Raw genomic sequence first — 16,958 nt, 5'->3', positions numbered from 1 at the left:
TCAGAGTCCCAGGACGACGGTACTTACTTGACCGTGATGTTGGATTGCAGGACCACAACCGCGCGATCCGTGACGGCGGCCGGATCATGGCTACGGGCGACGATGCGGTAGAACGACTCGAGCGTCACGCCACCACCGCCACCGTACTGGTTGGCGTTGGCGCTCTGGTTCTGCTGCAGCTCGTCCGTGCTTTCGCGTTGGCCGAGGTATTGGACGTAGTACTGCGGGCGCCCCGCCGCCAGCGTCTGCGTGGCCGTACCGTTGATCCAGCCCGCCCCGCCGCCGCTGTAGGTGTTGGCCGGCGGGATGGGGCACGCCGTGGCCGGATTGCTGCAGTCCACGCCGATCGTGCTGCCCGCCACGACCGCCGCCCGGACGGCGACCTCCGCCTCGCGCAATGCCGATTCGGCGGACTGGAAGGCCAGGCTGCGGTCATACATGTTGCCGCTCATACGCTCGCGCAGCAGCGTGCCGCGGATGCTCGCCAGCCCGATCAGGGTGATGACGATCAGGATGATCAGGACCACCAGCAGGCTTGCCCCCCCCTGCCGCACCGCGTACCCGCGCACGCGCTTGTTGATGTTCATTGCGCACGACTCCTCAGGGTGACCACGTACTCAAGCTGGCGCGACAACGGCGTGTTGCCCGTCCCCACCGCGCTGTCGCTGTTGACGGTGAAAGTGATCCGTATCGACGTCACGTCCTGCCAACCCGCCACCGCGCCGGCGCCGACGTAGTCGGTCGTCGCCGGATCCTGCAGAAACGCCAACTGCATGTCGTTGACACCTTCAACCATTTCCTCGCGGGCAGCACCATTGAGCACGCGGAACAACGAACGGCCACCGCGGCCGTTGTCAGCCACGAACCAGCGCACGCCATTGAGCCTGCTGATCACGGAATTGCGCGGGTAGATGTACGCCGGTGCGGACGCGTTGCACGGCGCCGGCAGCACATTGAGGCTGTTGCTGCAGTTGCCACCGTTCGAATGGCTCACGCTGGTCGCACTGGTCGCGCCCGCCCGGAACACCGCCAGCTGCTTGGTGTCGCAGACCATCAGCACGTCATTGGCCGCAAACCTGCTGCCGTTGTCGACGGTGAAGGTCGTGCCCGCATGTGCGCTGACATTGGCGATATCCGAGCCGACGAGCAGCAGCTGCAGCGCGTCGGTCCCGGCGGTGGAGCCGGACAGCGAACCATTGTCGTAGCCACGCACCGGCTGCGACCAGGTGCTCCACCAGTTCGTCCCGCCGAGGTCAGCCACATTGGCGACCGGCAGATCGATGTCGCACGGGTTGCCGCCGGCCTCGCGGATGTCCCGGGCCATCATCTCGAATCCGAACTGCATGTTCTCCTGCACCTTGCCCAGCCCATCGGTGGTCCGATACGCCTGCTGGCTGGAGAGGAAGATCATTGCCACCGCACCGAGCACGACCAGGCCGATGATCAGCGAGATCATCAGCTCGATCAGCGTCATGCCGGCCATCCCCGACCGCGACTGCATCTTCTTCATTGCACGTATGCCACTCATAGCCTGACCACCGTCTGCACCTGGCGCTCGGCGCCCCCCTCCACGTTGTCGGCGTTGTCAGCCGCCGCATTACCCTTGCTGCCGCGGGTGTCATCCCATTGCACGGTGACCGTGCATACCTCGGCCGCACAGGCGATCTGCCCGCAGACGGACTCGTCGTCGTCGGAACCGGCCATGCCGTTCTTCAGCGATTCGATCCAGCGACTCACATCGTTCTGCGCCAGGGTCCCGCCGTCGGGCACCGAGCACTCCATGCCGCCGGTGTTGTATGCGCCGGCCAAGGCCTCCTGCCGGTTGGCCCGCATTGCATCGATGACCGAGTAGGAATAGGCGACGACCTGGCTGCGCTCCAGCGAACTCTGCCCGTTCCGCAATGCGGTGGCCTGCATGGCAGCGATGCCCAGCAGGGCCACGCCCAGCACCAGGACCGAAACCATTACCTCGATAAGGCTCACGCCCACCTGCCGACGCTTCGAAGAGCCAATCCGCCCGGGGATTGCTGCGGTTCTCATCTGTGGAGCTCCCGTCTCAAGGACATGCGCCGCCACCATCGACCCGGCTGCTGTTGACGCGTGCAGCCGATGTCAGGGTGACGGTACGTTGGTTGTCCGCCGGGCTACCGGTCGGAATACAGAAGGTGACGGCACTGTTGACGGCCGTGCTGGACAGGCCGTCGGGACGGAAGGTGAACCGGGCCACATCGGAACTGACCTCGACCGGCGCCTTTGAGGTGCCCACGTGCAGCACGGTGCTGTCGGACTCGATCACGGTCAGCCAACTGTCCCAGCCCCCGCCACATGTCGCACCATCGGCGCTGCCACATACCGAAACCTGGGCATTGCGCTTGATGGCTTCGCTGCGGGCCAACTGCAGCGAGGCCACCAGATCATTGGACTGGGAGGTCAGACGGTTGGCGTTGATCACCGAACGAAATGACGGCACCGCGATGGCCGCCAGGATCGCGGCAATGGCCACGGTGACGATCAACTCGACCAAGCTGAAGCCCCGCGCGCGCAGGCGCAGAGGCCTTCGGCCGGTAGCTCGAAGATTGCTGGGCATATCCTTCCCCATTTGGACGACTTACTCTAATGACCGGCCACGTCCCGCTTCAATGTCTGGGGGACGAACGGGCCGATCCATCGCATGAATGGCAACCCCCCACCGCCCCTCCTGGAATCTGGCACGGCATGCCCGCATCCCCTCAGGCAGCACTGAACCCGCTGGACCCCCTCTCGCAGGCCCAGACCATCATCCGGATCATGCTGACCGGCGAGGCGCTGGCCGCCCTGCTGACCCTGTCACAGAGCGCGCGGGTGGACCTGCTGACCTATTTCGGGCTGGCTTCGTTCACCATTCAATGGGTCGCCCTCGCCTCTCTGGCGATGTTGTACCTGGCAAGGCGCCACCTGCTCCGCGTCAGCCCGACACGGATCGCGGCGGTCGCCCTGGCAGCCCTGCTATGCAGCACATGGCTGGTTACCACATTGGCATGGGTGGTACTGCACGACACCTGGCTGGTACCGGCCGAAGGCTGGCCTGTTTTTGCCGTGAAACTCACCACCCTGGCCCTGCTGGTGGGCCTGCTGGCACTCGTCGCCTTCCACAGCCATTGGCGACTGCGCCAACTCGCGGTCCGCGCCAAACAGGCCGAACTGGAAGCGCTGCAGGCCCGCATCCGCCCCCACTTCCTGTTCAACACGCTCAACACGGGCGCGGCACTCGTCCACCAGCGCCCGGAAGACGCCGAACGGCTGCTGCTGGACCTGGCCGACCTGTTCCGCGCGGCCCTGGCCGGCCCCCGGGCCATCCCGCTTAGCGAGGAAATCGCACTGTCCCGGCGCTACGCCGAGATCGAGGGGCTGCGCTTCGGTGACCGCATGCGCATCCACTGGGATCTCCCCGATCCGCTGCCGGGTCGCGCGGTTCCCACGCTGTCGATCCAGCCCCTGATCGAGAACGCGATACGCCATGGCGTCGAGCCCTCCCCGTCCGGAGGCGACATCCACGTCCGCCTGGACGTGGCCAGGGACATGCTGAGCATCCTGATCGAGAACGACCTGCCGCCCGCCGGCAGCACTGCGGCACGCACGGGCCACAAGCTCGGACTGGAGTCCTCGCGGGCTCGCATCCAGGCCCTGACCGGCGGCCTGGGCGACGTGGCGACGCGCATCGAGAACGGCCGCCACATCACCCTGGTCACGCTGCCGACCTGAGTCGACTCAGGCCACCACCTGGTAGCACGGCCGGTAATCGCCGGAGATCTTCATGCGGCGCTGCTCCACGAAGGCCCGCAGCAACGCATCCAGCGCCTGCATCATCTCCGGGTCGCCGTGGATCCTGAATGGGCCGAAGTCCTCGATGCGGCGCATGCTTTCCTCCTTCACGTTGCCGGCCACGATGCCGGAGAACGCGCGTCGCAGGTCGGCGGCCAGGTCCGGGGCCGGCCTGCCCTTGTGCAGGTCCAGCGCGGCCATGGCCTCGTGGGTGGGCACGAACGGCTGCTGGTAGGCCAGCGGGATGTCGACCTGCCAGTTGTAGAAGAACGAATCGCGGTGCGCCAGGCGGAACTCGCGCACCCGCTTGATCCCCTGCGACATCTTGCGCGCCACCGCGACCGGGTCGCCGACGATGATCTCGTAGCGCTCGGCAGCGCGATCGCCCAGGGTCAGGCGGATGAAGCGGTCGATCTGCTCGAAGTACGGCGCCGCGATGGCCGGGCCACTGAGGATCAACGGGAACGGCAGCTCGGCGTTCTCCTCGCGCAGCAGGATACCCAGCAGGTACAGGATCTCCTCGGCGGTGCCCACGCCACCCGGGAACACGATGATGCCGTGCCCCAGCCGGACGAACGCCTCCAGACGCTTCTCGATGTCCGGCATGATCACCAGGTGGTTGACGATCGGGTTCGGCGACTCGGCGGCGATGATGCCCGGCTCGGTGATGCCGATGTAGCGGGTGTTGGTACGGCGCTGCTTGGCATGGGCGATGGTGGCGCCCTTCATCGGCCCCTTCATCGCGCCCGGTCCGCAGCCGGTGCAGATGTCCAGCCCGCGCAGCCCCAGCTCGTAGCCGACCTGCTTGGTGTAGATGTACTCGTCGCGGGAGATCGAATGGCCGCCCCAGCAGACCACCAGGTTGGGCTCGCTCGGCTGCAGGATGCGCGCATTGCGCAGCACGCCGAACACCGCGTTGGTGATGCCGTCGGTGGTCTCTAGGTCCGAGGCGTACTCCGGCCCCAGCTCGATGGCCATGTAGGCCAGGTCGCGCACCACCGAGAACAGCAGCTCGGCGATGCCGCGGATGATCTCGCCGTCGACGAAGGCCGCCGCCGGCGCGTTGCTCAGGTCGATGCGGACGCCGCGGTCCTGCTGGGTCACCTGGATGTCGAAGTCCGGGTACAGGTCGCGCGCGGCGCGCGGGTCGTCCGAAGCGCTGCCGCTGGTGAGCACTGCCAGCGCGCAGCGGCGCAGCAGCTCGTGCATGCCGCCGCTGGAGGCATCGCGCAGGCGCGCCACCTCGGTCCGCGACAGCACGTCCAGCCCGCCACGCGGGTAGATGCGCGCGTCCTGTACCGGCAGCGCCCTCGCTGCCCCTTCACTCTTGGTCATTTCCACTGCTGCTCCTTCTCATTGGCGATCGACTTTAGCGCTGCCCCCATGAAAAGGAAAACGGCCGGGTTGCCCCGGCCGTTTTCGGTTTACATCCGATCAATCAACCGATCAGAACTTGTAGCGGAAGCCCAGCTGCAGCGACCACTGCGAGACACCGGTGTTGAAGCCGTCGGCGTCCGCGTTGGCGTAGGCACCTTCGGTGACCGTTGCCGACTGGTTGCCCACGCGGGCAGTGCGGAAGTCGTAGATGTACTTGCCGGTGGCCTGGTCGATGCCGATGAAGTTGGCAACGCCCTGGTCAGCATAGAAGCCGTAGTCGTAGATGCGACCCCACTTCTTGTTCAGCATGTTGCCGATGTTCTGGATGTCCAGCCAGATCTCCGACTTGTGGCCCTTCATGAAGCCCGGCAGCTGCTGGGTGATGCGCACGTCAAAGGTGTTGACGAAGCCGGCACGGCCAGCGTTCTGCGGGGTGACCGAACCTGCATAGCGTGCCAGTTCCGGGTTCGACTCCAGCCACTTGAAGAACGCGTCTTCCATGGCCGCGCCGCCCTTGAACATCACGTCGCCACGGCCCTTCGGCACGTAGAACAGATCGTTGAAGGTACGGCCGTCGCCGTTCATGTCGTTGGCGTACACCCAGCTGTAGGCGCGACCGGTACGGCCTTCATAGAACAGGCCAACCTGGGTCTCGTAGTCCGAGAAGAACTTGTGCTTCCAGTTCAGGGCACCGGAGATACGGTCACGGACTTCGTAACGCGAACGGGCCAGGGCGTCTTCGTTGGCCTGGAAGATGTAGTTGTTGTTCCAGTTCGAGGTCGCCACCGACGAGGTGTTGCTCGCCACTTCCTTGGCATCGGTGTAGGTGTAGCCCAGGCTCCAGGCCCAGTCGCTCTGCTCGCTGAACGGCTTGGACAGCGAAGCGGTGAACTGGGCGGTACGGCCCTTGTCGGTGTTGTCCAGCAGCACGGCGTCGCTCGCCCAGCTCGGGCCGGTCGACTTGGAGCCGGAGGTGGTGCCGTAGACGCTCTTCCAGAAGAACTCACGGCCATCCGGGGCACCGACGAAGCTCGGGTTCTCCAGTTCCAGGCGCTTGAAGAACAAGCCATCCTTGACCTTGGAGTACAGGAACTCGGCCGAACCCACGATGCCGTACCACGGCAGCTCGTGGTCGAACGCCAGGTTGGCCTTCCACACCGACGGGGTCTTGAAGTCGTCGGAGACGAAGTTCACGACCTGCTGTGCGTCCTTCGAGGTGCCCTTGATCGGGTACTCGGTGGTCTGGCTGTAGTTGATGCCGGTGTTGGCGAAGATGTTGCCCAGCCACACCTGCGGCGATTCACCACGGAACAGGCCAACGCCACCGCGCAGCTGGGTCGGACGATCCGAGTCGAAGGTGTAGTTGAAGCCAACGCGCGGCTGGAACAGGAAGCTGTTGTCGCCGATCGAGGTGTTGTTGTAGCCGAAGTACTCCGACGCCTGCTGGTTGTACTGCGGGCGATGGTTGGTGTCGTACTTGTCGGCACGCAGGCCCAGGGTCAGGGTCAGGTTGTTGTTGACGTACCAGGTGTCCTGCACGAACAGGCCCAGGGTTTCGTACTTGTACTTCGCGGCCAGGCTTTCGGCGCCGCCGGTGGCCGGGTCACGCCAGATGGTCTGGACCGGGGTGTCGTTGCGGAACGCATCGATACCCAAATATTCCAGGTAGCCATCAACGTACGGCGCATAGACGTTGTTGATGTCGTTGCTGCTGAAATCGGCACCAAACTTCACGTCGTGGTCGCCCAGGGTCAGGGTGCCCGCGCCGAAGTAGTTCCAGGTCTTGGTGTACAGCTCGTTGTACTGGGTGTTGCTCTCGGTGCCCAGCCACAGGTACGGGCTGTTGCCGTATTCCTGGCTGCTGTGGATGCCGCCGAAGTCGATCTTGATCGCCGGGGTGCCCTTGGCCGACGGATTACGCACGGCCTGGAAATCACGGTAGCTGACCTTGAACTCGGTCGAGAAGTTGTCCGACCAGTCGCTGAACAGCTGGCCGACGTAGGACTCGATTTCCTTGTCGTGCTGGTACCAGTACGAGCTCACCGAGGCAGCAGTGGTCGAGAAGCCGTTCACGCGCAGCTTGCTCTGCTCCAGCTTGCTGTAGCGGAAGCTGGCGCGGTGGTCGTCGTTGATGTTCCAGTCGATCTTCAGCGCGTACTCTTCCAGGTCCGTGTCCGAAGCCGAGGAGTAGTCGCCAGCGGAGACGCCATAGCGCTCCTGGAAGATCTTCTGCGCTTCAGCGACGTCGCCGAGGCTGATGGTGCCCTTGCCCAGCGGGCTGCCTTCAACGTCGGCGCCCGGAGCAGCCTGCTCGTACTTTTCGTAGTTGGCGAAGAAGAACAGCTTGTCCTTGACGATCGGGCCGCCGAAGGTGACGCCGTAGGTCTTCTCGTCCTCGAAGCCGTCGAACTTGCCGCCGCCCGGGTTGTCGCCGAACCAGGAGCCATCGCGCATGTAGCCATAGACCGAACCATGGAACTCGTTGGTACCGGACTTGGTCACGGCATCAACCACCGCGCCGGTGGCGCCGGTGATGGTGATGTCGTAGCTGGACATGTCGACGTTGATTGCTTCCAGCGCTTCCATCGAGACCGGCTGGCGCTTGGTCGGCATGTTGTTGCCTTCCAGACCGAAGGTGTCCGAGGCGTTGACGCCGTCGATGCGCACCGCGTTGTAACGCGGGTTCTGGCCACCGGCCGAGATCGAGCCCGAGGCGCGGTCAACGAAGGCCACGCGCGGATCCAGGCGCATGTAGTCCTGGATGTTGCCGTTCATCGACGGCAGCGCTTCGATGGTCTGGCGGCTCACCGAGGTGCCGGTGCCCATCTTGGTCGCGCTGAACACTTCCGAACCACCGGCAACGGCCATGACCTGCACGGCTTCCAGGGTGGTGGCAGCCATGTCGCCGGTCAGGGCGGCGTTGACGGTGCCGTTCTGGTTCACGCCCAGGTAGATGCCGTCTTCGGTCTTGGTGCCTTCACCGGACTTGGTGATGGTGACGCTGTACGGACCACCCACGCGCAGACCGCGGGCGTTGTAGCGACCAGCCGCGTCGGTGGTCGCACGGCTGACCGTGCCCGACTCGACGTGGGTGATGGTGACTTCCGCACCAGCGACCGGCTGGCCGGCGGTGTTGGTGACCTGGCCGCCGACGCCGGCGGAGGTGCTCTGTGCGAAAGCCGGAGCAGCCGCGAGGGCGGCAATGAGGCCAAGGGTGAGCTTGGACATCCGGATGCGAGGATGATTCATGGGTAGGTAGCCTCGAAACGAGTTGGCGATTGAAAAAAAACGCGATCCATCAGCCCCGGGGTCAACCGGGCGCCTGATCGGCTTGAATCTGGGGGTCCCTTCCGGAGCGGTTTCAGCCGCAACGGTTAAGATAAGGTTAACACGGTAATGACAGTTTATGACTGCAATAAGACAGTCCTGCGGCAACACGATCGGACAAGAACCGACAAATCAATCGGTTATTGGAGTGACCCGAGGTAGGTGGCCAGGCCATCGAGCAGCATTTGCACGGAAATAGCGACCAACAGCATGCCCATCAGCCGCTCCAGGGCGGTCAGCGCGCGGGCACCCAGCAGCTTGTACAGCAGGGTGGCCGACATCAGGATGGCGGCGGTCGCGCCCCAGGCCAGCAGCAGGGCCAGGCTCCAGTCACCCAGCCGGTCGGGCTCGTTGCTGCCCATCAGCATCACCGCCGCCATGCCCGAGGGGCCGGCCACCAACGGGATCGCCATCGGCACGATGAACGGCTCGCCGTCCGGCACCGCCCCCATCAGCCCTTCCGGCTTGGGGAAGATCATGCGGATGCCGATCAGGAACAGCACGATGCCCCCGGCGATGGCCACCGATTCCTGGCGCAGGTGCATCAGTTCCAGCGCGTACTTGCCGCCCCACAGGAAGGCCATCAGCACGGCCAGGGCGATCAGCAGCTCGCGCACAAGCACGATGCGCTGGCGACGCGGGGCCAGGGGCTTGAGCAGGCTCAGGAATACCGGGATGTTGCCCAGCGGGTCCAGGATCAGGAACAGCAGCAGGGCCGCCGAGAGGATGGTCACCCGGCCGCGTCCAGCACCTGCCCGCGCCAGGCCGAACCGGCGGCCGACAGCAACGTGACGCAGGCCGCGGCATAGGCCGAAGGATCCTGCGCGGCGGTGTCCTCGCCATGGATAAAGGCCCGCGCGCGCAGCGCGGTCCGCATCGGCCCGGGCTGCACGCCACTGATACGCACCGGGCCATTGCGCAGCTCGTGGTGCAGCGTGTCGATCAGGCCACGCAGCCCGTACTGGGCCACGCCGTAGCCGCCCCAGAACGCCTGCCCTACCCGCGCCGGATCATCCAGGCTGAACACCACCGCCGCGTCGTCACGCTGGCGCAGCAGCGGCAGGCAGGCCTGGGTGAGCCAGGCACGTGCGGTCAGGTTGACGTGGATGGCGCGCGAGAACGCCGCCGGGCTGGCCAGGTCGAACGGGGTCAGCCCCGGGAAGTCCGCCGCGCAGTGCAGCAGCCCGTCCAGGCCGCCCAGCTCCGTGGCCAGCCGCTCGGCCAGTACCGCGAAGTCGTCCGGGGTCGCCCCTTCCAGGTCCAGCGGGTAGAGCAGCGGCTCCGGCCCCAATTGGGCCACCGCGTCGTATACACGATTGAGCTTGGGCAACTTGCGGCCGAGCAGCACCACCGTGGCGCCGGCCGTGGCGCACGCCTTGGCGGCCGCCGCGCCCAGGCCACCGGCCGCGCCGGAAACCAGCACGACCCGCCCCGCCAGGTCCGTTTGCGCCCAACCTTCCGGCTGGGCACTCACGCCTGGCCCGCCTCGGCGACGATGCGCTTGAGCTCGCCGGATTCGAGCAGCTCCAGGATGATGTCGCAGCCGCCGATCAGCTCACCGTGGATGAAGAACTGCGGAAAGGTCGGAAGGTTCGAGAAGCGCGGCAGGTTGGCCCGCACTTCGGGGAACTCCAGCACATTGACCGTGCGCAGGTGCGCGGCACCGGCGGCCATCAGCGCCTGCACGGCGCGGCTGGAAAAGCCGCACATCGGGTACTGCGGCGTACCTTTCATGAACAGGACGAGGGGATGCTGCTCCACCTCTGCCTGGATTTGCTCCATCACCGGCATTCGAATTCTCCTGCTGCGAAAGAACGGCCCGTCCTGGTCGGATAGACTTTCCCGTGGCCACGGATTGTAAGCCGAGCCGACGCATTCCCGGCGCCTTTGCCCTGAAAAGAAATATTCCATGCCCGTCCAACTGCCTGACCTGCCCTACTCCCGCACCGCACTGCAACCGCACATTTCGGCGCAGACGCTGGAACTGCACCATGGCCGCCACCACCAGGCCTACGTGGATGCGGTCAATGCCCGCATCGCCGGCACCGAGATGGACGAGATGCCGCTGGAGGAGATCGTCCGCAACAGCCAGGGGGCGCTGTTCGAGGCGGCGGCACAGGCCTGGAACCACGGCTTCCACTGGCAGTGCCTGCACCCCCGGGCCGGCGAGGAACCGCACGGGGTGCTTGCCGACCGCATCAACCGCCAGTTCGGCGACGTGCAGAAGCTGCGGGAAGAGTTCAACCGTGCGGCAATGGCGGTGTTCGGCTCGGGCTGGGCCTGGCTGGTGCAGCATGCCGATGGCCGGTTGGCGGTCGTCACCACCCGCAACGCCAATACCCCGTTGACCGGCGACAGCACCCCGCTACTGGTCTGCGACCTGTGGGAACACGCGTATTACACCGATTACCAGAACGACCGCCTGCGCTACCTGCAGGCGTTCTGGAAGCTGGTGAACTGGGACTTCGCGGCCAGCCAGCTGCGCTGATCACCGGCTGGAGCGGCCTCGGCCGTGAGGCCTGTAATGGCCGAGCCCCCACGATCAGGCTCGCCGCGGAGGCCGTCCACGGCCCGGAGAGGTCGATCCGTCGCCTGTGCAGCATTGGGGCGCGCCGACTTTGCGGCCGAGGCTACTCCTGCCGAGGTCAGGTGTCGTGGGCGGCGACCGCATCCAGGACGCGGGCCGAATAGACCATCGCCGCGCCGGCGTTGAGGGCCACCGCCACACCCAGCGCCTCGGCGATCTCCTCGCGGCTGGCGCCCTGCTTCAGGGCGGCATCCACGTGCGTGGTGATGCAGCCGTCGCAGCGGGTGGTGACGGCCACGGCCAGCGCGATCAGTTCGCGGGTCTTGCCGTCGAGGTGGTTGGTCTGGGCGCCGGCACCACTGAGGGCCAGGTAGCCCTTGAGGGTGTCGGGCGAAAGCTTGCCCAATTCGCCGATGCGGCCCTTCAGTTCACGGCGGTACGCATTCCAGTCGAGCATGGTGGTTCTCCGGGGATGGACCCGGAGAACCTTACGCCCGCCCGGCTTACGCCGGCGTTACGCCGCCGTCCCGAAGGGACTGGACCACCGGTGCCACCTGTGCCTGCCGGCCCAATGCGGCCCCGATGCGCTCCAGCGCACCGGCCAGCGCCGCGGTCGAATCCTCGCGCAGGTTGGCGTGGCCGACCTTGCGCCCGTCGCGCGGCTGCTTGCCGTAGTCATGCCAGTGCCCGGCGGGCTCGGCCAGCACCGGCGCCGGGTCGGGCATCCGGCCGATCCAGTTGAGCATGCAGGCATGGCCCAGCACCCGGGTGTCGCCCAGCGGCAGGCCGAGCACGGCCCGGACATGGTTCTGGAACTGCGAGGTCTCTGCGCCATCGCTGGTCCAGTGGCCGGAATTGTGCACGCGCGGGGCCATCTCGTTGGCCAGCAGCTCCTCGCCACGGCAGAACAGTTCCAGCGCGAACACGCCGACATAGTCCAGCCGCTCGGCGACACGGCGCGCATAGCTGATCGCCGTCTGTTGCTGGGCCGCGGACACGGTGGCCGGCGCCAGGCTGGCCGACAGCACGCCATCCACATGCCAGTTGCCGGTCAACGGCCAGGCACGGAATTCGCCGTCGCGGCCGCGCACCGCCACCACGCTGACCTCGCGATCGAAGGCGACGAAGCCTTCCAGGATCAGGCCGGTCTTGTCCGCCTGCGCGCCCAGCGCCTGCCAGGCGGCATCGATGTCCGCCTCGCTGCGCAGGCGGAACTGACCCTTGCCGTCGTAGCCCAGTCGGCGGGTCTTGAGGATGCATGGCAGGCCGAACTCGGCGACCTTGGCCGCCAGTTGCTCACGGCTGCCAATGTCGGCAAACGGCGGCAGCGGGATGCCCAGTTCCCGGAACAGGGTCTTCTCGCTCAGCCGGTCCTGCGCCACCGCCAGCGCGGCGGGGTTGGGGAACACCGGCTTGCGCTGGGCCAACCAGCGCGCGCTTGCGGCAGGCACGTTCTCGAAATCGAAGGTGACCACGTCCACGCGGCCGGCAAATTCCTCCAGCGCGGCCAGGTCATCGAACGCACCGACCTGCAGCGGCGCCACCTGGCCGGCGCAGGCATCGGCGGCCGGGTCGAACACCACGAAGCGGATGCCCAGCGGCGCAGCTTCCAGCACCATCATGCGGGCCAGCTGCCCGCCCCCCAGAATGCCGACCGTGATCATTGACGCGGATCGTCCGCGGCCATCACGTCGTGGGTCTGGCGCTCGCGGAACGCGTCCAGCGCCGCGCCGATCTGCGGCTGTGCCGGGGCCAGCATGGCCGCGGCGAACAGCGCCGCATTGGACGCCCCCGCATTGCCGATGGCGAAGGTCGCCACCGGGATGCCGGCCGGCATCTGCACGATCGACAGCAACGAGTCCATGCCGTTCAGCGCCTTGGACTGCACCGGCACGCCAAGCACCGGCACGACCGTCTTGGCGGCCAGCATGCCCGGCAGGTGGGCCGCGCCACCGGCACCGGCGATGATCGCGCGCAGGCCGCGCGCTCCGGCCTGTTCGGCATAGCTGAACAGGACATCCGGCGTGCGATGCGCCGAAACAACCTTCACTTCATACGGAACACCCAGGGCATCAAGCTTCTGGGCTGCGTGCTGCATGGTTTCCCAGTCGGAACGGGAACCCATGACGATGCCGACAAGCGGCTCGGAGGGGTTGGGGGTCATTGGCCGTCACCTGCTGCAAAGACGTATTCTAGCCGTCTTCCCCGCAAGACCACGACCTGATGGACCGCAAACTGCTCGACCTGCTCGTCTCCCCCGACACCCGCCAGCCGCTGGCCCAGCTGGAAAGCGCCGGCCTGGATGCCCTGAACCGCGCGATCGGCGCCGGCGGCGTCACCCGGGCCGATGGCAGCGCCCAGGCCCAGCCGCTGCGCGAGGCACTGGTCACCCGCGACCGCAAGCAGGTGTTCCGGGTGGAGGACGGCATCCCGGTGCTGCTGGCCGACGAGGCCATCGCCACCGCCCAGATCACCGACTTCCCGGCCAAGTAATGCTGCCGCATCCGCCGCTTGCCCCGCCGCAGGAACAGATCGACGCCGATGTCGCCCGCGCCCTGGCCGAGGACATCGGCAGTGGCGACGTCACCGCCGCCCTGCTCCCCGACAGCGCCGACATCGCCTACCTGCTGTGCAAGCAGGACGCGGTGATCGCCGGCCGCCCCTGGTTCGACGCCACCCATCGCGCGCTCGACCAGGAGGTGAAGATCCACTGGCGGGTACTGGAAGGCGACCGGGTCAGCGCCGGCACCGTGCTGGCCACGCTGGAAGGCCGCAGCCGCAGCCTGGTCAGCGCCGAGCGCACCTCGCTCAACTTCCTGCAGACGCTGTCCGGGACCGCCACGATCACCGCCCGCCACGTCGAAGCGGTAGCCGGCACCGGCGCGCGCATCCTCGACACCCGCAAGACCCTGCCCGGGCTGCGCCTGGCGCAGAAGTACGCGGTGCGCTGCGGCGGTGGCGACAACCACCGCATCGGCCTGTTCGACACGGTGATGCTCAAGGAAAACCACATCCGCGCCGCCGGCTCGCTGGGCGCGGCGGTGCGCGCCGCCCGGGCGCAGCAACCCACGCTGCCGCTGGTGGTGGAGGTGGAGGACCTGCAGCAGCTGGAGCAGGCCCTGGCCGCCGGCTGCGAACGCATCCTCATCGATGACTTCAGCCCGGCGATGCGCCGCGAGGCGGTGCGCATCGCCGCCGGCCGCATCCCGCTGGAGGTGTCCGGCAGCGTCGACCTGTCCATGCTGCGCTCCATTGCCGAAGATGGCGTGGACTGCATCTCCATCGGCGGGTTGACCAAACACGTGCAGGCGATCGACCTGTCGTTGAAGCTCGGCCCGCCGCCGGCCTGACTCACGCCGCCCACACGGCCTCGCCTGCAACACTGGCTTCCTCCACCCCCACGGAGTTCGATGTGGTCTACCGGTACCTGCTGTGCGGCGTTGCCCTGCTTGCCCCCGCCTTTGCCGCGCACGCGGTGGAGGCCTGTGACATCCCGCCCCGCTTCGGCGTGAGCGAAACCGCCAAGGCGGTGGTGCGCGCGGCCTGCGACGAGCACCGGCTCTGGTACCGCCCCTTCATCGACCGCGATGGCCGCATCGCCAGCCTCGGGGTCACCGAGGCCGAAGCCGAGCACCTGGCCGACAACGGCCTGATCGCCTGGCAGCGCGTGGCCGGCTACTGGCGCGAGAGCGGGACGCTGTCGCCGATGGGGGCCATCCCCGGTGCCACCAGCTGCATGCAGCCGGCCGGCAACCGCTATACCGACAGCGACTGCCGCGCCTTCCTGATCGACAACCCGTGGTCGGCGGCCTTCATCTCCTGGGTGATGACGCGTGCGGGCGTGCCCGGCTTCAACCGTTCACCGCGCCACATCGACTACATCCGCGCGGCCTACCAGGGAGGCGCCAACGCCTCGCCGTACCGGTTGGCCGACCCGGCCAACGAAAAGCCCGGCCCCGGCGACATGCTGTGTTTCCTGCGCGATCGCAGCACGTCACTGAACCATGCGGGGCTGATACAGGCGCTGGGCAGCGGCCGTGCCGGCAACTGGAAGTCCCATTGCGAGGTGGTGATCGGCGCCAATGTCGGCGGTGACCGCACGCTGTACCTGGTCGGTGGTAACGTCGCCAACACCGTGGCGATGCGCAAGCTCACCCTGGACCGCACCGGCATGATCGAGCTGCCCAAGCCGTCACAGGCCGCCGCGGACGCGGTCGTCGAAGCGGGCTGCTCGCCGGGCCATGAAGAAGAATGCAACCTCAACCGCCAGGACTGGGCGGCCTTGTTGAAGCTCACCGCCAACGTGCCGATGCAGGGCCCGACGCCGGTGTTCGACGGCAATGCGCCGCTGCCACCGCCACCGGATGAACCGGTCCCGGCGCCACCAACGCGTTGACCGGGCCAGGCTGCGCCGGGCACGGCGAATCGCCTAAAGTGTCGGCATGCCTACCCTGCTCATCCTGATGATCGTCGGCGCGATCGGTTTCGCGTTCTGGGACCGTTCCCGCGCCGCCGCCGACCGCGCCACCGAACTGGGCCGCAATGCCTGCCGCGCCGCCGACGTGCAATGGCTGGACCAGAGCGTGCATGCCACCGGCATGCGCCCCTGCCGCCTGCCCAATGGCTGGATCGGTTTCGAGCGCAGCTTCCGCTTCGACTATTCCTACGACGGCATTGATCGCCACACCGGGCGCATGGTGCTGCGCGGCGGCCAGCTGGTGTCCTTCACCGGCCCGGCCGCCGCCCAGATCGGGCGCCTGCGGCAGAGCACGGAAGACGCCGAGGACGTTTGAGCGTCCGGGTTGGCGGGCGCCGCTACGGACTGATTCCCTCCCTGCTTCGCGGCCGTGGCCGCTCCTGCCGTCGGCGCCGCCCCTGAGTGCGCGCATCCCTGTGTCTTGGGCCGTGGTCACATCCGCCGCGACGGCGCGTCCTGTTGACCTAGTGACTTCCGGCGCATTGCCGTCAGCCCGACGGCAAACGGAAAGTGTCCTCATCCGTCCATACAGGGGCTTGGTCCATGCTGCAGATCCGCGGTTTGTCGAAAACCTACGCCAATGGCGTCCATGCACTGAAGAACATCGACCTGGACATCCCGCGCGGCATGTTCGGCCTGCTCGGCCCCAACGGCGCCGGCAAGTCGTCGTTGATGCGTACGCTGTCCACCCTGCAGGAGGTCGACAGCGGCAGCGCCACGCTGACCACCGCCGATGGCACCCGGATCGACGTGCTCAAGGACAAGGACGCGCTGCGCCGCCGGCTGGGTTACCTGCCGCAGGACTTCGGTGTCTACCCCAAGGTCAGCGCACTCGACCTGCTGGATCATTTCGCCGTGCTCAAGGGCCTGACCGCGCGCAGGCAACGCAAGGAAGTGGTCGAGGGCCTGCTCCAGCAGGTCAACCTGTGGGACGCGCGCAAGCGCAAGCTCGGCACCTATTCGGGCGGCATGCGCCAGCGCTTCGGCATCGCCCAGGCACTGCTCGGCGACCCGCAGCTGGTGATCGTCGATGAACCCACCGCCGGCCTTGACCCGGAGGAGCGCAACCGTTTCCTCAACCTGCTGGCCGAGATCGGCGAGAACGTGGTGGTGATCCTGTCCACGCACATCGTCGAGGACGTGACCGACCTGTGCCCGAACATGGCCATCATGAACAAGGGTCAGGTACTGCTGACCGGCCGGCCGGTCGATGCGATCGGCGCGCTGCAGGCCCAGGTCTGGCGCAAGCAGGTCGGCAAGGCCGAGCTGGCCGACTACGAATCCCGTTTCACCGTGCTGTCCACGCGCCTGGTGGGTGGCCACCCGGTGATCCACGTGTTCAGCGCCACCCAGCCGGACCAGGGCTTCGTGCCCGTCGAGCCCGGGCTTGAGGACGTCTACTTCCAGCGCCTGCGCCTGCAGGCGCTGGCCGCCTGACGGAGACGGCCC

The 16,958-nt window shown here is 67.0% G+C and carries 19 protein-coding genes; 7 read left to right on the top strand and 12 right to left on the bottom strand.

The window, feature by feature from the left end; genetic code table 11:
* Positions 1-23: 23 nt before the first annotated feature.
* From IB227_RS14840 to IB227_RS14825, 4 genes are read right to left on the bottom strand one after another with little or no spacing between them, the layout of a single operon-like run.
* Positions 24-587, bottom strand: coding sequence for a PilX N-terminal domain-containing pilus assembly protein (locus IB227_RS14840; RefSeq protein ID WP_132862697.1), 564 nt, complete (start codon positions 585-587; stop codon positions 24-26).
* Positions 584-1,510, bottom strand: coding sequence for a prepilin-type N-terminal cleavage/methylation domain-containing protein (locus IB227_RS14835; protein ID WP_165931103.1), 927 nt, complete (start codon positions 1,508-1,510; stop codon positions 584-586). The genes IB227_RS14840 and IB227_RS14835 overlap by 4 nt, the downstream gene beginning before the upstream one ends.
* 14 nt (positions 1,511-1,524) lie before the next feature.
* Positions 1,525-2,040, bottom strand: coding sequence for a type IV pilus modification protein PilV (gene pilV, locus IB227_RS14830; RefSeq protein ID WP_192288046.1), 516 nt, complete (start codon positions 2,038-2,040; stop codon positions 1,525-1,527).
* Positions 2,041-2,056: 16 nt separating this feature from the next.
* Positions 2,057-2,587, bottom strand: coding sequence for a GspH/FimT family pseudopilin (locus IB227_RS14825; RefSeq protein WP_225591893.1), 531 nt, complete (start codon positions 2,585-2,587; stop codon positions 2,057-2,059).
* Between the two features lie 128 nt (positions 2,588-2,715).
* On the opposite strand from IB227_RS14825, the gene IB227_RS14820 reads away from it, so the two are divergent.
* Positions 2,716-3,741, top strand: a complete 1,026-nt coding sequence (locus IB227_RS14820; protein ID WP_192288044.1) for a histidine kinase — start codon at positions 2,716-2,718, stop codon at positions 3,739-3,741.
* A gap of 6 nt (positions 3,742-3,747) precedes the next feature.
* Here the strand turns inward: IB227_RS14820 and ppnN are convergent, their stop codons facing one another.
* The 5 genes from ppnN to grxD all read right to left on the bottom strand — a co-directional run bounded on the left by ppnN (position 3,748) and on the right by grxD (position 10,296).
* Entirely contained in the window at positions 3,748-5,136 is a 1,389-nt protein-coding gene (gene ppnN / locus IB227_RS14815) for a nucleotide 5'-monophosphate nucleosidase PpnN (protein ID WP_192288043.1), read from the bottom strand.
* A gap of 111 nt (positions 5,137-5,247) precedes the next feature.
* Positions 5,248-8,406, bottom strand: a complete 3,159-nt coding sequence (locus tag IB227_RS14810; RefSeq protein ID WP_225591892.1) for a TonB-dependent receptor — start codon at positions 8,404-8,406, stop codon at positions 5,248-5,250.
* Positions 8,407-8,645: 239 nt separating this feature from the next.
* Complete coding sequence (locus IB227_RS14805) at positions 8,646-9,239, bottom strand: YhgN family NAAT transporter (protein ID WP_132862691.1); 594 nt, start codon at positions 9,237-9,239, stop codon at positions 8,646-8,648.
* Positions 9,236-9,979, bottom strand: a complete 744-nt coding sequence (locus IB227_RS14800; RefSeq protein WP_192288041.1) for an SDR family NAD(P)-dependent oxidoreductase — start codon at positions 9,977-9,979, stop codon at positions 9,236-9,238. The genes IB227_RS14805 and IB227_RS14800 overlap by 4 nt, the downstream gene beginning before the upstream one ends.
* Entirely contained in the window at positions 9,976-10,296 is a 321-nt protein-coding gene (gene grxD / locus IB227_RS14795; protein WP_132862689.1) for a Grx4 family monothiol glutaredoxin, read from the bottom strand. Before grxD ends, IB227_RS14800 begins: the two co-directional genes overlap by 4 nt.
* A gap of 118 nt (positions 10,297-10,414) precedes the next feature.
* On the opposite strand from grxD, the gene IB227_RS14790 reads away from it, so the two are divergent.
* Positions 10,415-10,993, top strand: a complete 579-nt coding sequence (locus IB227_RS14790; RefSeq protein WP_132862688.1) for a superoxide dismutase — start codon at positions 10,415-10,417, stop codon at positions 10,991-10,993.
* A gap of 157 nt (positions 10,994-11,150) precedes the next feature.
* Here the strand turns inward: IB227_RS14790 and IB227_RS14785 are convergent, their stop codons facing one another.
* Genes IB227_RS14785 through purE form a run of 3 tightly spaced genes read right to left on the bottom strand, consistent with a single transcriptional unit; the run spans position 11,151 to position 13,196 of the window.
* The gene (locus IB227_RS14785) at positions 11,151-11,489 is read right to left on the bottom strand and encodes a carboxymuconolactone decarboxylase family protein (protein ID WP_192288040.1); all 339 of its coding nucleotides are present in this window, start codon (positions 11,487-11,489) and stop codon (positions 11,151-11,153) included.
* A gap of 46 nt (positions 11,490-11,535) precedes the next feature.
* Entirely contained in the window at positions 11,536-12,696 is a 1,161-nt protein-coding gene (locus IB227_RS14780; RefSeq protein ID WP_192288039.1) for a 5-(carboxyamino)imidazole ribonucleotide synthase, read from the bottom strand.
* Positions 12,693-13,196 (bottom strand): 5-(carboxyamino)imidazole ribonucleotide mutase, encoded by a 504-nt coding sequence (gene purE / locus IB227_RS14775; RefSeq protein ID WP_192288038.1) that lies wholly within the window; start codon positions 13,194-13,196, stop codon positions 12,693-12,695. The genes IB227_RS14780 and purE overlap by 4 nt, the downstream gene beginning before the upstream one ends.
* A 59-nt stretch (positions 13,197-13,255) precedes the next feature.
* On the opposite strand from purE, the gene IB227_RS14770 reads away from it, so the two are divergent.
* The 5 genes from IB227_RS14770 to IB227_RS14750 all read left to right on the top strand — a co-directional run bounded on the left by IB227_RS14770 (position 13,256) and on the right by IB227_RS14750 (position 16,946).
* Positions 13,256-13,525 carry a Trm112 family protein gene (locus IB227_RS14770; protein WP_132862684.1) on the top strand — a complete coding sequence of 90 codons (270 nt, stop codon included), beginning with the start codon at positions 13,256-13,258 and terminating at the stop codon, positions 13,523-13,525.
* Positions 13,525-14,382: a carboxylating nicotinate-nucleotide diphosphorylase gene (nadC, locus tag IB227_RS14765; protein WP_192288037.1), complete on the top strand. Its 858-nt coding sequence runs from the start codon at positions 13,525-13,527 to the stop codon at positions 14,380-14,382. Before IB227_RS14770 ends, nadC begins: the two co-directional genes overlap by 1 nt.
* A 62-nt stretch (positions 14,383-14,444) precedes the next feature.
* On the top strand, positions 14,445-15,428 hold the full coding sequence (locus IB227_RS14760) for a DUF2272 domain-containing protein (RefSeq protein WP_318639554.1): 984 nt from the start codon (positions 14,445-14,447) through the stop codon (positions 15,426-15,428).
* A 46-nt stretch (positions 15,429-15,474) separates the two neighbouring features.
* Positions 15,475-15,825, top strand: coding sequence for a DUF3301 domain-containing protein (locus IB227_RS14755; RefSeq protein ID WP_132862681.1), 351 nt, complete (start codon positions 15,475-15,477; stop codon positions 15,823-15,825).
* A gap of 227 nt (positions 15,826-16,052) precedes the next feature.
* Complete coding sequence (locus IB227_RS14750) at positions 16,053-16,946, top strand: ABC transporter ATP-binding protein (RefSeq protein WP_192288036.1); 894 nt, start codon at positions 16,053-16,055, stop codon at positions 16,944-16,946.
* Positions 16,947-16,958 lie beyond the last annotated feature (12 nt).

This window comes from Stenotrophomonas sp. STM01, assembly GCF_014852135.1.
Taxonomy (GTDB): Bacteria; Pseudomonadota; Gammaproteobacteria; order Xanthomonadales; family Xanthomonadaceae; genus Stenotrophomonas; species Stenotrophomonas capsici.
This window is presented reverse-complemented; position numbering and strand designations above follow the sequence as displayed.

Excerpts from the sequence above, each read along its gene's own strand:
- IB227_RS14840 (WP_132862697.1), bottom strand. The coding sequence starts at position 587 with ATGAACATCAACAAGCGCGTGCGCGGGTACGCGGTGCGGCAGGGGGGG.
- IB227_RS14835 (WP_165931103.1), bottom strand. The coding sequence starts at position 1,510 with ATGAAGAAGATGCAGTCGCGGTCGGGGATGGCCGGCATGACGCTGATC.
- pilV (WP_192288046.1), bottom strand. The coding sequence starts at position 2,040 with ATGAGAACCGCAGCAATCCCCGGGCGGATTGGCTCTTCGAAGCGTCGG.
- IB227_RS14825 (WP_225591893.1), bottom strand. The coding sequence starts at position 2,587 with ATGCCCAGCAATCTTCGAGCTACCGGCCGAAGGCCTCTGCGCCTGCGC.
- IB227_RS14820 (WP_192288044.1), top strand. The coding sequence starts at position 2,716 with ATGCCCGCATCCCCTCAGGCAGCACTGAACCCGCTGGACCCCCTCTCG.
- ppnN (WP_192288043.1), bottom strand. The coding sequence starts at position 5,136 with ATGACCAAGAGTGAAGGGGCAGCGAGGGCGCTGCCGGTACAGGACGCG.
- IB227_RS14810 (WP_225591892.1), bottom strand. The coding sequence starts at position 8,406 with ATGTCCAAGCTCACCCTTGGCCTCATTGCCGCCCTCGCGGCTGCTCCG.
- grxD (WP_132862689.1), bottom strand. The coding sequence starts at position 10,296 with ATGCCGGTGATGGAGCAAATCCAGGCAGAGGTGGAGCAGCATCCCCTC.
- IB227_RS14790 (WP_132862688.1), top strand. The coding sequence starts at position 10,415 with ATGCCCGTCCAACTGCCTGACCTGCCCTACTCCCGCACCGCACTGCAA.
- IB227_RS14785 (WP_192288040.1), bottom strand. The coding sequence starts at position 11,489 with ATGCTCGACTGGAATGCGTACCGCCGTGAACTGAAGGGCCGCATCGGC.
- IB227_RS14780 (WP_192288039.1), bottom strand. The coding sequence starts at position 12,696 with ATGATCACGGTCGGCATTCTGGGGGGCGGGCAGCTGGCCCGCATGATG.
- purE (WP_192288038.1), bottom strand. The coding sequence starts at position 13,196 with ATGACCCCCAACCCCTCCGAGCCGCTTGTCGGCATCGTCATGGGTTCC.
- IB227_RS14770 (WP_132862684.1), top strand. The coding sequence starts at position 13,256 with ATGGACCGCAAACTGCTCGACCTGCTCGTCTCCCCCGACACCCGCCAG.
- nadC (WP_192288037.1), top strand. The coding sequence starts at position 13,525 with ATGCTGCCGCATCCGCCGCTTGCCCCGCCGCAGGAACAGATCGACGCC.
- IB227_RS14755 (WP_132862681.1), top strand. The coding sequence starts at position 15,475 with ATGCCTACCCTGCTCATCCTGATGATCGTCGGCGCGATCGGTTTCGCG.
- IB227_RS14750 (WP_192288036.1), top strand. The coding sequence starts at position 16,053 with ATGCTGCAGATCCGCGGTTTGTCGAAAACCTACGCCAATGGCGTCCAT.